Origin of the sequence: Campylobacter concisus, from assembly GCF_001891085.1 — a bacterium.
In the GTDB taxonomy this organism is placed as follows: domain Bacteria; phylum Campylobacterota; class Campylobacteria; order Campylobacterales; family Campylobacteraceae; genus Campylobacter_A; species Campylobacter_A concisus_O.
The window spans coordinates 298,582-314,363 of sequence record NZ_JXUP01000001.1 but is presented as its reverse complement, the minus strand read 5'-3'; the positions used below and the strand labels follow the sequence as shown (position 1 = coordinate 314,363).

Below are 15,782 nucleotides of genomic sequence, written 5' to 3'. Positions count from 1 at the left end.
ATATGAAAACAATAGCATTTTATTGTGAATACGATAAACGAGTAAACGATGATTATTTCTTGCTTCAATATCCATTAACAAATGAATATGTTAGTTTGACTAATGACTTAAAAAGAATAGGGTATGAAATTCATACTCTAGATATATATAAAAAACAAAACATTGATCCGGACATTTGTATCTTTTTGGATATGCCGACTTTTAGTATAAACAAGATCATAAATAAGAAAAAAACAAAATCAATAGTAATGTTACGAGAAGCAGAAATTATAAATAAAATCAATTACGATAAAAAACGACACCAAGAATTTGATTTTATTCTAACATGGAAAAATAGTTTAATAGATAATAAAAAGTATTTTTTCTTCCCATCTACAAGGTATGTTTTTTCAGAAAGGGCAACAGTTAAAGACTATCTAGATAGAAAGCTATGTGTTTTGATTAATAGTAATCTATCATCAAATATAGAAGGGGAATTGTACTCACATAGATTTAAAATCATTAGATGGTTTGAAAAAAAATATATTAATGATTTTGATTTGTATGGCTATGGGTGGGATAAATATATACTAAAAATTAGAAATAAAACTATATTTAGCTCAAAACTATTGGCGCCTAAAAGGATCTCTTATAAAGGCACTGTTGAAGACAAGATAGCAACTATAAGTAAGTACAAGTTTGTGATTTGTTTTGAAAATGCAAATAATGTGGAAGATTATGTTAGTGAAAAGATATTTGATTGTTTTTTGGCCAGTACGGTTCCTATCTATTGGGGGGCACCAAATATTGAAAAAATTATCCCGAAAGAATGTTTTGTAGATTTTAGACAATTTAATTCTATTGATGAAATGCATGCATTTATATCTAGCATAGAAGATAAAAGGTATTTGGAGTATATAGATAATATTAATTCATATATAAATTCTAATATGGCTAAAAGATATAGCCTTGAAAATTGGGTTAATTCTATAAAAAAAGTTATAAGGTTATGTAATGTTTAAAAGAAATGACTGGAATCCAAAAATATTAGAGTTCTTTTTAAATGCAAATTTTTTAGAGAGAAAGGAACTTTGGAGATATATTCAAAAATTTTCAAAAAATTTTAATGGCTCTATTTTGGATTTAGGCTGCGGAACAAAACCTTATATCGATCTATTTGAATGTAAGAGATATATAGGTCTTGAACTAATAGGGGGGGGGCAGAACAATGCCGATTTTTTTTATGATGGTAATACTTTCCCTTTTGAGGATAGTTCATTTGATGGTCTTGTTAGTTTTCAGGCTATATACCAGGCAGATAATATTGAGAATATTATGAAAGAAATTAACAGAGTACTAAGAATTAACGGTAAAATTTTAATTTCTGTACCGTTTATATGGTTTGATGGCGAAAAGCACTCCGAGAGAAAATTTTCTACTTATTACGCAGAAAAGCTTTTTATTGATTATGGATTTGAAATTATAAAACGAGAAAAAACAAATCCAAATTTAAGCTCACTATTTTTGCTAGCAAACGTATATTTTAATGATATGATTGGTAAAATTACTTTTAAGTTTCTAAGAAGAATTTTAAAATTGTTAGTTACTCCTTTCTTAAATTTAATTGGATTACTAAATTTAAAGTTTTGTCAAAAAACAACCAATCTTTATATTGATTCGGTAATTTATGCTATTAAGGTAAAAAATGTTTAATATTATAAAAAAAATTATCGAGAATCTTTTTAAGACACATCAGTGGTGTATTTTGATAAAAAAGTCAAATGAAAGTGTATGGGTCAGACTAAAACAACCAAAAGATGTAAGTAGAGCAGACCCATTTATCGTATATAAAGATGGTAAGTATTATATATTTTTTGAAGAATTTGATATAAAAAAAAGGCACGGCTACTTATGCGCTGGAGAGTATTGTCAGAATTGTAATGGAATTAAAAACATAAGAGTTATATTGAATGAAAAATACCACTTATCATTTCCAAATGTCTTTTTATATAAAAATGAATATTACATGATTCCAGAAAGTAGTGAAAACAAAACAATAGACTTGTATAAATTTATAAATTTTCCATATAGTATAGTAAAAATAAAAACATTAGTAAATGATATAAGTGCAGCAGACAATGTCCTTTTGTTTAAAGATCAAAAAGTTTATTTATTTACTAGTATTTATGCTCATAGTAGATGTTTACACTCTGAGAATTTATCTATATATCAGTCTAATGACCTTTTAAACGATGATTTCGTAGAGGTTCATAATAACCCAGTGCTTACAGATAAAGAATTTGTTAGAAATGGGGGACGGTTTATAGAAGGTGAGTCTGGCTTCTTTAGAGTTTCCCAAGATTGTAAAAAGAGATATGGGTATAAAATTAATTTTATGAAAGTCAATAAAATAACCGACACAGAATATGAAGAAGAAGTATCTAAAATGATTTATCCACCAAAAGGCTATATAGCTTTTCATACATATAATATTGCTAATGATATAGAGATAGCAGACGGAAAAATAGTTCTAAAAAATCTATTTGTTTTAATAGATAATTTTATTGATTTATTAAAATTAATTTTCAAAAAGATTAGGATAGGATTTGTTAATCGGCAGATTTAAAAATGATGGTAGAAAATGAAAGAATTTAATTCGTTTCAAATAAAAGCTAAAAATGTTTTATTCCTTCTTGAAAATGGAATTAGAAATATTTTAGATCATTTTGGTTTGCTTGCAACTGTCAAAAAATACTAGGCAAATAATGAAGAAAATAGTTTTTTTAAACTCTACAATGCAAGCTGGTGGACCAGCTAGAGTTATCAATTTATGGAGTAATCATTTTATAGATAAAGGCTACGATGTAGAGATAGTATCTAATATTGATGTATCTCTTTTCTATGATTTTAATAAAAAAGTTAAATATTCCATCTTGGGTATTGATAAATTTCAACAACGGTCGAGAACTAGGACTTTTTTTAAAATATTTAAATTTATAGATAAAAGAAAAAATGAAATACACATTTACAACAAAGCCCTATATATACCATACCTGTATTTACTCAAAAAAATAGGTTTGATAGATAAAAGTATAAAATTGGTTTATTTTGCTCATGGTGGAAGTAGTGATTTTATAACACTGTATGATAATTTTAAAAATTATATGATAGCTTGTACGTTTGATAATGTTATTGCATTACATAATGATTACGATAGTTTTGATAGTTCTACCGTTAAGAAAACATTTAAAAGAAAAATAATTGATAAAATTTTTAAAGATTATTGGCAAGAGATCGCAAGTAAAATAGTGTATATACCAAATCCAGTCACTTTTTATGTTAAAAATCCTAGTAATTTGATGCAAAAAAATGTTTTAGCTGTAGGAAGACTTGACAAAGTGAAAGGATTTGATTTATTGATAAAATCATGGAAATTAATTTGTGATGATGTTGGAGGGTGGAGACTGAGGATTATCGGCAGCGGACAGGAAGAAGATAATCTCAAAAGAATATGTGAAGAGCTTGATACAAGAAATATTGAATTTATACCACAGCAATTCGATATTAAACAATACTATATTGATAGTTCAATTTATGTAATGTCTTCCATAGAAGAAGGCTATGGTATGGTTGTAATAGAGGCCATGGAGTGTGGCTTGCCCATAGTAGCCTTTGATAATGTCGGAGCTAAATTTTTAGTCAAACATGGCAAAAATGGACTAGTGTGTCGCACTGGAGATATTGCTACTTTATCGACAAATTTAAAGAAATTGATAGATGATTTTAATCTTAGACTAGAGTTTGGAAAAATGTCTAAAGAGTATGCAAAGAAATTTCATATAGAAAATATATCACCTAAATGGAAGCCAATTTTAGGAAAGAATAATGCATAAACAAATAATTACCTCTACTGGCTATGGTGGTACGGGCAGTAGTGCCATAACTGATCTACTTAAAGAGTTTGATTCTGGAATTTCTATGGGTGATGCTGAATTTTGGTTCTTGCAAGACTATGATGGGGTATCTGATCTAGAGTATTATTTAATAGATGGGAATCATAGATCTAAAGTTAGTATGGCAATCAGCAAATTTATTAAATATATAAAAACCCATAGTGCTTTTTATAATAAATTTTTTGGTGAAAATTTTATTAAATATTCAAATGAATATATTAATTCTTTAGTTGATGCAAGATTTAGGAAAGCATTGAGTGATTATGAAGTAAGTAATAGTTTTTTGAAACTATGGTACTTTAAAATTTATCCGATTATGCAGCTTGGGATAAAAAAAATATTAAAAAAAGATACGTTTGAATTTTCACCAAAGATACGTCTGATTGATAAATATTATTCTATTCCAGATAAAAACAGATTTTATATCGAAACTAAAAAGTATACTAGCAAACTTTTTAGTTTATTGGATACAGATAATAAATATAAATTTATTGCCATAGATCAATTGGTGCCGTCTATTAATACTAATAGATATTTTAACTATGTTGATAATTTAAAAGTAATTGTAGTAGATCGTGATCCAAGGGATCTTTTTTTGTTGAATGAGACGCACTGGAATGGCGCATCTTATATCTGCGACACAACTAATATATATGAATATATAAATTGGTATAAGACAATGAGGGAACATATAAAAACAGAGAAAAAAAATGATAATGTAGTTTATATGATGATAGAAGAACTTATATACGAGTATGATAAGTCATTAGAGCGTTTGTATAATTTTCTAGGTTTAGCAGAAGAAGAACATATAAAAAAAAGACAATATTTTAATCCAGATGTATCTAAAAATTGGACTAGACTTTGGGAAAAATATCCCAAATATAAAAAAGAAGTAGAGATTATTAGGGAGCATTTAAATGAATATTGCTATAAATGATCTTAAAAAACTAATTGAGCCACATTTTCAAGGAGATCTAATCAAGGATTATTATGAAATTAAAACAATAAAAGCTATAAATTTATTAACTCATACTAGATTGGACCTAGCCTTTAAACTTTTATACCTTGATATGATAAATAAGGATAGTGCTTTTGCAAAAAAAGTTTATGAAGAGCATATACGTGCGTTTAGTTTGGGGAATTTTACTGAGTTTGGTAATAAAAACAAAAATGGTATTAATTCTTTCATAAAAGAATTTGATGTTACTTTTGAGTGTATTAAGAAAAATGGATTTGACTGTCGTAAAACTATTGTGCCACTTTCAAAAAATAAGTCTATAGCAAATGGAGCACATAGGGTTTCTAGTGCTATATATATGGATATAGATGTTGGATGTGTGCAAATAGAGACTGCAGACCATATTTATAACTATAAATTTTTCTATGAGCGAAATGTGTCGAATGAAATCTTAGATGCTGTAGTTACTAAATTTATAGAATATGCTAACAATACATACATTGCCTTTATATGGCCTACGGCACAAGGACATGACGAAGAAATAGAAGAAATAGTTCCAAGAATAGTATATAAAAAAGAGATAAAACTTAATCCAAATGGTGCGCACAATTTACTTTCTCAAATATATTATGGAGAAGAGTGGTTGGGTAGAGTAGAGGATAATTTTAGTGGGTCCAAAGGCAAGCTTATAGAGTGTTTTACTAATTTTAATCCGGTAAGAATTGTGGTGTTTCAAGAAGATAGTTTAAATAATGTATTAAAAATAAAAGATAAAATAAGAAATATTTTTGATATTGGAAAACATTCTATACATATAACTGACACTAAAGAAGAAGCTATAAGAGCATCACATATAGTTTTAAATGATAACAGTATTCACTTTTTAAACTATGCAAAACCAAATAAATATATTGCCACTCACAGAAATATAGATAAATTTAAGAAGTTTATAGTGGATAATAAACTTAATACTGATGATGTAGTGTTGGATGGCAGCATAATCTTATCCGTTTATGGGTTAAGAGAATCTCGTGATATAGATTATTTTTCAAGCATAAAAATTGAGAATAAGGAATTTGAAGCCCACGATGAAGAATTGATGTATCATAAAAAAGAAAAAAGCGATATTATTTACAATCCAGCAAATTATTTTTATTTTAATGGTTTAAAATTTGTATCATTTGCTCAATTATATAAAATGAAAAAAAATCGCCATGAAAAAAAGGATATAAATGATTGTAAAATAATGGAAGCTTTGATAGAAAATAATAATTTAAAGAAACTAATAAATGGAATCAAACAGGACTTATTCTATATAAATATAAAGGCTAGGGCAAAATTAATAATTTTTTTAAAAGGTATTGGGCTTTTTTGTATAGCAAAAAGAATATATGGTGTATTAAAGGGTAATATAAAAAATGATAGACATTAATAAAAATCCAGTCGTGTCTGTTGTGATGTCTGTGTATAATGCTGAAAAATATTTAGATGCTGCTATACGAAGCATATTGGAACAAACATATAATAATTTTGAATTTATCATTATCAATGATGGCTCAAATGATAGGAGCCTGGAAATAATTAAAAAATATAAGAATGAAGATGATCGCATAGTTTTAGTCAGCAGGGAAAATAGAGGACTAATATCGAGCTTAAATGAGGGGATAGCAAAAGCAAGAGGTGAGTATATAGTAAGAATGGATGCAGATGATATAAGTTTGCCGTTTAGGATAGAAAAACAACTGCAGGTGATGGAGCATGAAAAAGATATAGTTGTTTGCGGAAGTTGGATAAATATTTTTGGGGAAAATATAAATGAAAAAGTTGCTAGATATTTTGAACACGACAAACAAATAAAAGCAAATTTGCTTGTTTCTTGTTGTTTTGCTCATCCATCAGTAATGATTAGAAAAGATGCCTTTACAAATAATAATATTTTGTATGATGAAAGGTTTAAAAATGCAGAAGATTATCATCTTTGGACTCAGCTTGCAAAGGTTGGTAAATTTTATAATATCCCAGAAATACTCTTAAAATATAGATTTTTAGAAACAAGCATTACAAGATTATCAGACAAGGATTGTTCAAAAAGATATAACGTATTAAAAGATATTTTTAAAGAAGCTCTTAAGGCAGTTGATTTAAGTATAAACGAAGAAGATATGAAAGTACATTTTATAATATCCGATAATGCAAGAATAAAAAATAATAAAATCGAATTAAAACGTATAAAGAACTACTTTGATAAAATTTTAAAAGCCAGTGAGAATAAACAAGTAGTAGACTTGACTACTTTAAAACAAGTACTTGGTAGAAGATGGTTGTATAATCTTATTTGCCATAAAGATATTAGAGCTATATTTTATAGCTATTTTTGGTTTGGCGTAGCTAGTGTTCTCAAAGGCAAATAATGGAAAAATATAATGTTTCTATAATAGTTCCTATATATAATGTGGAGAAATATATAGAAAAATGTGCAACTACGCTTTTAGAGCAAGACTATAACAATATAGAGTACATTTTTGTAAATGATTGCACTCCAGATAGTTCTATGAAAATTTTGAAGGATATTATTGAAAGATACCCAAATAGAAAAGATGATATAAAAATTATCAACAATATAAAAAATAGTGGATCAAGTCTTACTAGAAAATACGGTTTGGATGCTTCAAGTGGTAAATATGTTTTGTTTGTAGATAGTGACGACTGGGTCGATAAAGATATGGTAAGTTCTTTGATTAATGAAGCTAGAAAAAGTTATGCGGACATAGTTTGTTTTGACTATATTAAAGAATTTAATAAAAAAAGTATCGCAAAAAGTTTTTTTTATACAAAAAATCATCCAAAGTCTAATTTGAACTTCGTAAAAGCTATTTTATCTCATGAAATTTCTGTTTCCATGTGTGATAAATTGGTTAAAAGAGAGCTTTATGAAAATATTGAATTTCCATATTTTTCGCACTGTGAAGATAGTTTTGTAAATTTACAGCTTTTTTATTGGGCAAAAAAAATTACTCACATTGCAAAACCATTTTATCACTATAGAACAAATCCTAATTCGCTTTCTAGTAGTTTTTCAAATAATAAAAAAGCTCTTGATGATTTTGCTGATTTTAGCAGAGCTGTAAAGAATTTTTTGATACAAAAAGATCTTTTCGATGAATATTTTAAATTTCACATTCCTACTATTTTAAAATTTACTTTGGATTATTCTGAAAGTGATTTTAAAAAACAAATAAATGCCATATGCCCAGAAGCAAATAATATAAAATATGTTTTTCAAATCAATAGAAATATAATTTATAAAATTTTATATAGCACTGTTTTTATAGGGTTTCCGCAAATTTTTGTTTTTGCAAAAAAAGTATTTATTAGGCTTAGAAATTTTTAGATTCATATGATTGGAGTTGCTATGAAAATTTTTATAATCGGTAATGTCTCGTCTATGATGATAAATTTCAGAGAAGAGCTCATAAAACTACTTGTATCAAAAGGGCATGATGTCTACTGTTTAGTTAGTGACTACAATGAAGAAAGTAGAAAAAAAATAATCTCATTAGGTGCAATACCGCTTGACCACACTTTAAATACAAAAGGACTAAACCCATGTAAAGATCTCGTTGCTACATATGATTTGGTTAAGCTATTTAGGCAGCATAGGCCAGATGCGATTTTTTCTTTTTTTGTTAAACCAGTTATTTTTGCAACTATAGCCGCAAAAATAGCAAGAGTACCACGAATAGTAGGCATGATAGAAGGGCTCGGTGGGGCTTTTACGGTTTATAAAAATGGGCAAACAAAAAAGGCGAAAATCATCAAAACTATACAAGTTCTTTTATATAAAATTTCACTACCATTTCTTGACGAGCTTATATTTTTAAATAATGACGATAAAAAGGACTTGATTGATAGATTTGATATAAAAGTAAAGTCCATAAATATATTAGGCGGTATAGGTGTTGATCTTGATAAATTCTCATATACTAAAGCACCAACTGATCCTATAAGTTTTATTTTTATAGCAAGACTTCTTGCAGAAAAGGGAATATTTGAGTATTTAGAGGCAGCTAAAATCGTAAAAGAAAAATATAAAGATGTAAAGTTTTATATATTTGGTAGTTTTGATGAGCACAATCCATTTGGATTAACGCAAGAAGAGCTAAAACCTTATCTTGATAGTGACGTAGTTATATATCCTGGCTTCGTAAATGATATAAAAGAACGGATAGTAAATAGTTCCATTTTTGTCTTGCCTTCGTATTACAGAGAAGGTGTACCAAGAAGTACGCAGGAAGCTATGGCGATAGGAAGGGCAGTAATAACCACAAATAGTGTAGGATGCAAAGAAACTGTTGAAGATGGAGTAAATGGATTCTTGGTGCCGCCATTTGATAGTAAAATTTTGGCACAAAAGATGATTTATTTTATACAAAATTCAGAAATGATAGTCCAAATGGGTATGGAAAGCAGAAAAATAGCTGAAGTAAAATTTAATATAAATGAAAAGAATGAAAGACTTGCAAAGATTATTATTGGGAAATAGCACATTGCCATTTTTAGATTTTTAATTTAAAAATTTATATTGACTGGATTTTAGCAAACTTATCGTGATTTAAATAATAAAAACTAAGACAAGCTGGTTAGTTTTTTAAGCTAGACTTCTAACCCACTAGTCCACCAACTAGTTTTTATATTGTTCTTATTGGCCTTTTGTTTTAAAAATTCCTATTCATCTTTTGTAGGCTTAAACTCATCTTTGAAGAATTTTTGCTTAGTTTCTATCCTCTTTTCAAGCATCTTCTTATCGTAAATTTTATATGAAGGCTTCCAGTACTCAAGGTAGTTTCTAAAACCAGTGCTGTGACCTGTATCATAGAGACAGCTTACACATTTTAGCTCTTTATCGCTATAAAGGAGTTTTTATGACGACATGTGAGTTGCCGATATTGACCGGGTAGTTTTCATCTTTGCCGATAACTACAAAGTAAGCGCCAGCTAATTCTAATTTTTCCATTGCATTTACTGGTTATAAATAAATTTAATTACCAAGGAATTAAGCTAAATAAAATAGAAAATAAAATATAATCCCAAATCTTTGGTCCCGTAGCTCAGTTGGTAGAGCACTACCTTGACATGGTAGTGGTCGATGGTTCGAGTCCATTCGGGGCCACCACTTCTAATAAAACATCCTAAACAAGAGATTTAAAAATTAATTATTAGTAAATTTTCTAAAGATGCGGTAAAGATTTATTTCAAATAATCTTTCACATCATACTCTTTGCCAGCATCGTGATCTTTTAAAAGCTTTGCCACGATAGGGCTTAAAATGATGATGGCAATTAAATTTGGTACGACCATCAAGCCATTGAACATATCTGCTAGGCTCCAGACAAAATCAACCTTTTGCAAGCTTCCCAAAAATACAAAAACGACTACTAAAATTTGAAAAGCTCTGACCGCTTTTGCCCCAAGAAGGTATCTTACGTTGATCTCAGCAAAATAGTACCATCCAAGAATCGTTGTAAATGCAAAGAAAAATAGGCAAACAGCTACGAAACTATATCCGCCAACCTTGCCAAAGATATGCGATGAGAAAGCCTCTTGCACTAAGGTTATGCCTGTAAAGACTGCTTTGCCATTTTCAAAGCTAATAACATTTGCAGTAAGCACTACAAAAACGGTGATATTTAAAACGATAAAAGTATCTACAAATACGCTCATTATGCCAAGTACTGCTTGATCGACCGGGTGTTTGACATTAGCTGCGGCGTGTGCGTGCGGAGTTGAGCCCATGCCAGCTTCATTGCTAAAAAGACCCCTTGCGATGCCGTATCTCATCGCAGCCGCTATGCTAGCTCCAGTCGCTCCACCCCACGCAGCTGAAGGATCAAATGCTGCTTTATAGATAAGCAAAACTGCATCTGGAATTTCGTGAAAATTTAAAGCGATAATGATTAGCCCAACACCTACATAAAGTAAAGCCATCAAAGGCACGATCTTTTCAGCTACTCTTGCGATCGCCTTTACGCCACCTATAAAGATGACTGCGCAGACGATTGCTAAAAAAGCTCCAGTTATCCACTGAGGTATGCCAAAGGCACCTTTAAAGCCATCTGAGATCGAGTTTGCTTGCACCATATTGCCTATAAATCCAAGTGCGATAATGATAGCGATAGCGAAAAAGCCAGCTAAAATTTTTGCCCATTTTCCCTTTAATCCACGACTTATATAAAATGCCGGACCGCCTATCGTGTGCCCGCTATCGTCTTTTGTGCGGTAAATTTGAGCTAGACAAATTTCAGCAAAATTTGTAGCCATGCCTAAAAACGCAGCGCACCACATCCAAAATATCGCTCCAGGACCACCCATGATAAGAGCTGTTGTCGCACCTACTAGATTGCCAGTGCCAACTTGTGCGGCGATCGCAGTTGCAACTGCTTGAAACTGGCTCATACCGGCCTTACCAGCAGCTTCGCCGTGAAGCGAGAAATTCCCAAAAAGCTCTTTTAAGCCCATTTTAAACTTAAAAATTTGAACAAACCCAAGCCTAATAGTAAAAAATAGTCCAGTGCCGCAAAGTAGGGCGATAAGGAAGTATGGACCCCAAAGAAATGAATTTATACTCTCAACGCAATTATTTAAAATTTCAGCAAAATTTGTAGGCATTTTCTTGACTTTCATTGGTGTAGTTTAGAGAGCGAGTATATTTAAAAAAATATAAAATTAAAATAAATAAGAAAAATTTTTTAGCTTGGTTTAAAATTTTGCGCTAGTTTTCGGCTTACTCGCGGTGAACTTGCTTTTACTAACAAGATTTTGTGACCAATATTTTTACGCTCTAAGGCGTTTTTTGATTGATAATTTCTAAATTTATTCCGCAAAGACGGCTTATGAGGACTAAAATTATTTCTTGATTTTTGGATCTTAAAATTAGGTTTTTATGTATTTTAGATGGCTTTTGTGAGAAATTTGCAATCTTTATTGCGTGGATATAACTTGGCAAAACGTATTTGGCTATTGGTTTTGTTGAAAATTTTATCAAAGGCGTTTAAAAAGCTTTGGCGTTAAATTTTGCTTCGTTGTTATTTGCTGGATTTGCCATATTTTATCCGCTATTTGACCTGTCGGTAGCCAAACTTTGCGTCAAATTTTTCTCGCCGATCGCCGCCCAAAGTTGTTTAAAAATTTCTGGAAAGCTGCTTGCTCTGCCATAAGCCGTCGTTAATCTATCCCAAGGCACGTATTCTATCTTTAAATTTGCGATGTACGCTAAATTTTGCTAGTTTATTTACATTTCTTTTAAAATTTGCTCCATAAATCCGACAGAGTAAAGCCCAAAATTTAGCCCTTAGACCTTATCTTTTCTAGCCACTCATTTAGCGTTTTTTCAAAGCCTATGCCCTTGCTTTTGTAAAAAACGAGCGGTTTTTCTAGATATTTTTGCTCGACCCAGCCGCCAAAATCATGCGGATAAAGGTAGTCCTTGCTCTCTTTTGTGTGATTTTTTAGATATGGTGGAATTTTTAAAATTTCCTCGCTTTGCACGTATCTTAGTGCGGCATTTATCGCGTTGTAGCTGGAGTTTGACTTTGGCGAGCTGGCTAGATAGATAGCACACTGAGCCAGTATGATCCTAGCCTCTGGAAAACCTATCTCTTTTACCGCGCTAAGCGTGCTGGCAGCTAAATTTAGTGCATTTGGATTTGCGTTGCCGATGTCTTCGCTGGCAAATATCGCCATCCTTCTAGCGATGAAGTCTGCACTCTCGCCAGAGTCTATGAGTCTTGCAAGATAGTATATGACGGCGTTTTCGTCGCTGCCACGCAGGCTTTTTATAAAAGCACTTGCTAGCTCGTAGTGCGTGTCGTCCTCTTTTGCTCCCTCTTTTAGGGCGTTTTGGCGAAGTGTTTTTAAATTTTCTAAGCTCACATTTTCATCAAGTGTGACGGCAAATTCTAATAAATTTAGCATAGCTCTTGCGTCGCCGCCACTACTTTTAAAGAGATACTCCTTTGCCTCTTCATCTATGCTAAATGAAATTTGCTCCCTGATCTTGCCAAGAAGCTCCTCAAAGTCGTTGCTGCTAAGCGGCCTAAACTCAAATAGCATCGAGCGACTTCTGATGCCTGAGCTTAGTGTGAAAAAGGGATTTTCCGTGCTAGCGCCGATGACTAGGGCTTTGTAGTTTTCCATGGGAATTAGCAGTGCTTCTTGTTGGGTTTTGCTAAGTCTGTGGATCTCGTCTATGAAAAAGAGTGGCTTATTTAAGGCGTTTTCGTAGTTTTTTAAAATTTTGCGAAAGTCATCTATCTTTAAATTTCCGCCATCAAATTCGTAAAAGTCGTAGTTTGCCCCACTCGCCACAGCTCTTGCAAAGCTCGTCTTGCCACAGCCTGCTGGACCATAAAAGATGGAGTGTGGGATTTTGCTAGAGGCTATAAATTTTAAAAATGCCGCTTTAACCGCCTTTTGTCCGCAAATTTTATCCAAGTTTTTTGGTCTAAACATCAGTGCAAGTGAGCTCAAATTTACTCCTTTACTTTGCTGGTTTTGGCAAAATTTTAGCTTTCGCGCTAAGACTTTCTATCTTAAACTCATAAATTTTAGTGATCTTTAGCCCATACTGAGCCGCTGTTTCAAAGGTGTTCATCGCATAAGCTGTATATTTTAGGCTGAGAATTTTTAAAATTTCATATTTTTTAGCTTCGTCTGTGATCTCGTAAACTTTAGTTTTTGCGATGGCACTTTTGTACTCAGTCGTAAAAACCTTGCCTCCAAGTGCCTTGCCATCGTCTTTTATCGCATCTAGCTCGCTTTCGCTTAGATGCGGGACCTTGTTAAAACTAACGCAGACAAACTCTACTTTTCGTCCATCTTGAAGTAGTTTTGCCTTACAGCCAGCGGTAGCTCCGTGTATAAAAATACTTTCACCAACTCTAACAGGCGAGATCGGTACGCTAAAAATTTCTCCCTCATCATCCACACATGAAATTACCGCATATTCGCATTCATCTATGATTTTTAAGCCATCTTCACGGCTTAGCTCTCTATCTTTTCGTCTCATTTTTTATCCTCTTTTTGAAAAAGCATTTTAAAATTTAAGTGCTTAAAGGCTAGTATAACGCAAAAATTTCAAGGAAAAACATGAAAAAAATAGCTATTTTTGCCATTTTACTTGGCGTAAATTTAGTCCATGCAAACGATGTTTGCAATGAATATATCAAGCAAAGTAGGCTCTATCTTGACGAGTTTTATGCAAAAGAGAGCAAACGACTCGCAAATGATGAAAAGGCGTTAAGGCTTTTTGAGCTTAAATTTGATGAGTTTAAACAAAGACAAAGCGGCCAAGAAGCCATAATTTTGCAAAACAAAGATGAGAAATTTTGCAAAAGAAAGCTTGAAGAGACAAACAAACTTTTAAATGATCTAAAAAAATAGATCAAATTTTTACGTTTAGATCCCAGTCTATTGGCGTTTTGCCATGGTTTGCTAGATAGATATTTGTCTTTGAAAAGTGTCGGCAGCCAAAAAATGCGCCACGAGCCAGTGGGCTTGGATGTGCTGCCTCTAAGATGAGGTGCTTGCTAGCGTCAATGAGCGGTGCTTTGGCTCTAGCTGGATTGCCCCAAAGCATGAAAACTACGTTTTGTAAATTTTGGCTAATCTTTTTTATTACAGCGTCAGTAAAGCCCTGCCAGCCAAAGCTAGCGTGGGAATTTGCCACTCCAGCGCTAACGCTTAAAGTTGAGTTTAGAAGCAGCACGCCTTGTTTTGCCCATTTTGTGAGATCGCCGCTATTTGGCTCTTTTATGCCAAGATCAGCGTAAATTTCTTTATAAATATTCACAAGACTTGGTGGGACTTTTACGCCATTTGGTACCGAAAAGCTTAGCCCCATGGCTTGATTTGCGCCGTGATATGGATCTTGTCCTAGGATTACGACTTTGACATCGTGAAATGGCGTTAGATTAAATGCATTAAAAATGAGTGGACTTGGTGGATAGACGACGCCAGCACTCTTTGCTTTTAAGAAATTCTCTTTGATGCGAGCGAAATTTTCGCTCAAAAACTCATCTTTTAGCACCTCTTTCCAACTTGGCTCGATCTTTATATCATCTAAATTTATCTGCATTTTCCTGCCTTTTGTAAGTTTTAGCGGTATAATTTTAACTAAAATTTATCCAAAGGAAAGAGCTGTGTCTGAGCAAATTTTTAATAAAATCCACGATCTCCTTAGTAAAAACGAGGCTAAATTTAGAGTGATAGATCATGAGAGTGCGACCACTTCAGAAGAGGTGGCAAAACTTAGAGGAACAAAGATGAGCCAAGGCGCAAAGGCTCTAGTTTGCTCTATTAAAGGAGTGGATGAGGAGAAATTTAGGCAAATTTTTAAAGATGAAAATGTACTAAATGATTATTTACTAAGCGATGAAAAGCCAGCGATGAAGGCTGGTAAAATTTATATTTTGGCTATTTTGCCAGCCGATATGCAAGCAAATCTTGATAGCTTGACACAAAAATTTGACGGCAAAAGAGCAAGCCTAGCTAGTCCAGATGAGGTTTTGGCATTGACAGATTGTGTTTTTGGTTCAGTGCCACCATTTAGCTTTCATAAAAATTTACACATTGTAGTTGATGAAAGGCTACTACAAAGAAACGATGAGATCGCATTTAATGCGGGACTACTCGATAGATCGATCATTTTAAATACAAAAGATTATACAAAGATAGTGCAACCAATGCTAATAAATTTTGCAGAATAAAAAAGTGCTAGGCTAACCACTTCCTAGCACTAAATATTGTCGGGAGAAAAATGAATTTAAATAATGCAAAGACGAGAAATTGCTAAATTCATTTCAAGAACAAATATTATCAGGCATAATCTTAAA

Annotated in this window: 16 protein-coding genes and 1 tRNA gene; 12 read left to right on the top strand and 5 right to left on the bottom strand. The window is 32.0% G+C overall.

Features of this window, described 5'->3' with window-relative positions; genetic code table 11:
- Positions 1 to 2 precede the first annotated feature (2 nt).
- The 10 genes from TH67_RS01640 to TH67_RS01590 all read left to right on the top strand — a co-directional run bounded on the left by TH67_RS01640 (position 3) and on the right by TH67_RS01590 (position 10,066).
- The gene (locus TH67_RS01640; protein ID WP_072594060.1) at positions 3 to 1,001 is read left to right on the top strand and encodes a glycosyltransferase family 10 domain-containing protein; all 999 of its coding nucleotides are present in this window, start codon (positions 3 to 5) and stop codon (positions 999 to 1,001) included.
- Positions 994 to 1,692: a class I SAM-dependent methyltransferase gene (locus TH67_RS01635; protein ID WP_072594059.1), complete on the top strand. Its 699-nt coding sequence runs from the start codon at positions 994 to 996 to the stop codon at positions 1,690 to 1,692. Before TH67_RS01640 ends, TH67_RS01635 begins: the two co-directional genes overlap by 8 nt.
- Positions 1,685 to 2,605 (top strand): glucosamine inositolphosphorylceramide transferase family protein, encoded by a 921-nt coding sequence (locus TH67_RS01630; RefSeq protein WP_072594058.1) that lies wholly within the window; start codon positions 1,685 to 1,687, stop codon positions 2,603 to 2,605. The genes TH67_RS01635 and TH67_RS01630 overlap by 8 nt, the downstream gene beginning before the upstream one ends.
- 139 nt (positions 2,606 to 2,744) lie before the next feature.
- Positions 2,745 to 3,872, top strand: coding sequence for a glycosyltransferase (locus TH67_RS01625; RefSeq protein WP_072594057.1), 1,128 nt, complete (start codon positions 2,745 to 2,747; stop codon positions 3,870 to 3,872).
- Positions 3,865 to 4,872, top strand: a complete 1,008-nt coding sequence (locus TH67_RS01620) for a sulfotransferase domain-containing protein (protein WP_072594056.1) — start codon at positions 3,865 to 3,867, stop codon at positions 4,870 to 4,872. Before TH67_RS01625 ends, TH67_RS01620 begins: the two co-directional genes overlap by 8 nt.
- Complete coding sequence (locus TH67_RS01615; protein WP_072594055.1) at positions 4,853 to 6,325, top strand: hypothetical protein; 1,473 nt, start codon at positions 4,853 to 4,855, stop codon at positions 6,323 to 6,325. Before TH67_RS01620 ends, TH67_RS01615 begins: the two co-directional genes overlap by 20 nt.
- Positions 6,312 to 7,304 carry a glycosyltransferase family 2 protein gene (locus TH67_RS01610; RefSeq protein ID WP_072594054.1) on the top strand — a complete coding sequence of 331 codons (993 nt, stop codon included), beginning with the start codon at positions 6,312 to 6,314 and terminating at the stop codon, positions 7,302 to 7,304. Before TH67_RS01615 ends, TH67_RS01610 begins: the two co-directional genes overlap by 14 nt.
- Positions 7,304 to 8,284, top strand: coding sequence for a glycosyltransferase family 2 protein (locus TH67_RS01605; RefSeq protein ID WP_072594053.1), 981 nt, complete (start codon positions 7,304 to 7,306; stop codon positions 8,282 to 8,284). The genes TH67_RS01610 and TH67_RS01605 overlap by 1 nt, the downstream gene beginning before the upstream one ends.
- Positions 8,285 to 8,305: 21 nt before the next feature.
- A complete protein-coding gene (locus TH67_RS01600; RefSeq protein ID WP_072594052.1) occupies positions 8,306 to 9,436 on the top strand; it encodes a glycosyltransferase family 4 protein in 1,131 nt (376 codons plus the stop codon).
- 554 nt (positions 9,437 to 9,990) lie between these two features.
- Positions 9,991 to 10,066 (top strand) — tRNA-Val (locus TH67_RS01590).
- Between the two features lie 74 nt (positions 10,067 to 10,140).
- Here TH67_RS01590 and TH67_RS01585 read toward each other — a convergent pair.
- From TH67_RS01585 to TH67_RS01575, 4 genes are all read right to left on the bottom strand, one after another.
- The gene (locus TH67_RS01585) at positions 10,141 to 11,559 is read right to left on the bottom strand and encodes an alanine/glycine:cation symporter family protein (protein ID WP_054195966.1); all 1,419 of its coding nucleotides are present in this window, start codon (positions 11,557 to 11,559) and stop codon (positions 10,141 to 10,143) included.
- A gap of 439 nt (positions 11,560 to 11,998) precedes the next feature.
- Positions 11,999 to 12,133: a hypothetical protein gene (locus TH67_RS10545; protein ID WP_257638008.1), complete on the bottom strand. Its 135-nt coding sequence runs from the start codon at positions 12,131 to 12,133 to the stop codon at positions 11,999 to 12,001.
- 101 nt (positions 12,134 to 12,234) lie between these two features.
- Positions 12,235 to 13,401, bottom strand: coding sequence for a replication-associated recombination protein A (locus TH67_RS01580; RefSeq protein WP_257638011.1), 1,167 nt, complete (start codon positions 13,399 to 13,401; stop codon positions 12,235 to 12,237).
- Positions 13,402 to 13,429: 28 nt separating this feature from the next.
- Positions 13,430 to 13,957, bottom strand: a complete 528-nt coding sequence (locus TH67_RS01575) for a pyridoxamine 5'-phosphate oxidase family protein (protein WP_072594050.1) — start codon at positions 13,955 to 13,957, stop codon at positions 13,430 to 13,432.
- An 80-nt stretch (positions 13,958 to 14,037) separates the two neighbouring features.
- Between TH67_RS01575 and TH67_RS01570 the strand changes: the two genes are divergently transcribed.
- The gene (locus TH67_RS01570) at positions 14,038 to 14,331 is read left to right on the top strand and encodes a hypothetical protein (protein WP_072594049.1); all 294 of its coding nucleotides are present in this window, start codon (positions 14,038 to 14,040) and stop codon (positions 14,329 to 14,331) included.
- A gap of 1 nt (position 14,332) precedes the next feature.
- Here the strand turns inward: TH67_RS01570 and ung are convergent, their stop codons facing one another.
- Positions 14,333 to 15,025, bottom strand: a complete 693-nt coding sequence (gene ung / locus TH67_RS01565; RefSeq protein WP_072594048.1) for a uracil-DNA glycosylase — start codon at positions 15,023 to 15,025, stop codon at positions 14,333 to 14,335.
- 64 nt (positions 15,026 to 15,089) lie between these two features.
- Here ung and TH67_RS01560 point away from each other — a divergent pair, with 64 nt between their 5' ends.
- Positions 15,090 to 15,656: a YbaK/EbsC family protein gene (locus tag TH67_RS01560; protein ID WP_072594047.1), complete on the top strand. Its 567-nt coding sequence runs from the start codon at positions 15,090 to 15,092 to the stop codon at positions 15,654 to 15,656.
- Positions 15,657 to 15,782: the final 126 nt, after the last annotated feature.

Bases quoted from the DNA above. Each gene is read 5' to 3' on its own strand.
- TH67_RS01640 (WP_072594060.1), top strand. From the start codon at position 3: ATGAAAACAATAGCATTTTATTGTGAATACGATAAACGAGTAAACGAT.
- TH67_RS01635 (WP_072594059.1), top strand. From the start codon at position 994: ATGTTTAAAAGAAATGACTGGAATCCAAAAATATTAGAGTTCTTTTTA.
- TH67_RS01630 (WP_072594058.1), top strand. From the start codon at position 1,685: ATGTTTAATATTATAAAAAAAATTATCGAGAATCTTTTTAAGACACAT.
- TH67_RS01625 (WP_072594057.1), top strand. From the start codon at position 2,745: ATGAAGAAAATAGTTTTTTTAAACTCTACAATGCAAGCTGGTGGACCA.
- TH67_RS01620 (WP_072594056.1), top strand. From the start codon at position 3,865: ATGCATAAACAAATAATTACCTCTACTGGCTATGGTGGTACGGGCAGT.
- TH67_RS01615 (WP_072594055.1), top strand. From the start codon at position 4,853: ATGAATATTGCTATAAATGATCTTAAAAAACTAATTGAGCCACATTTT.
- TH67_RS01610 (WP_072594054.1), top strand. From the start codon at position 6,312: ATGATAGACATTAATAAAAATCCAGTCGTGTCTGTTGTGATGTCTGTG.
- TH67_RS01605 (WP_072594053.1), top strand. From the start codon at position 7,304: ATGGAAAAATATAATGTTTCTATAATAGTTCCTATATATAATGTGGAG.
- TH67_RS01600 (WP_072594052.1), top strand. From the start codon at position 8,306: ATGAAAATTTTTATAATCGGTAATGTCTCGTCTATGATGATAAATTTC.
- TH67_RS01585 (WP_054195966.1), bottom strand. From the start codon at position 11,559: ATGCCTACAAATTTTGCTGAAATTTTAAATAATTGCGTTGAGAGTATA.
- TH67_RS01580 (WP_257638011.1), bottom strand. From the start codon at position 13,401: ATGTTTAGACCAAAAAACTTGGATAAAATTTGCGGACAAAAGGCGGTT.
- TH67_RS01575 (WP_072594050.1), bottom strand. From the start codon at position 13,957: ATGAGACGAAAAGATAGAGAGCTAAGCCGTGAAGATGGCTTAAAAATC.
- TH67_RS01570 (WP_072594049.1), top strand. From the start codon at position 14,038: ATGAAAAAAATAGCTATTTTTGCCATTTTACTTGGCGTAAATTTAGTC.
- ung (WP_072594048.1), bottom strand. From the start codon at position 15,025: ATGCAGATAAATTTAGATGATATAAAGATCGAGCCAAGTTGGAAAGAG.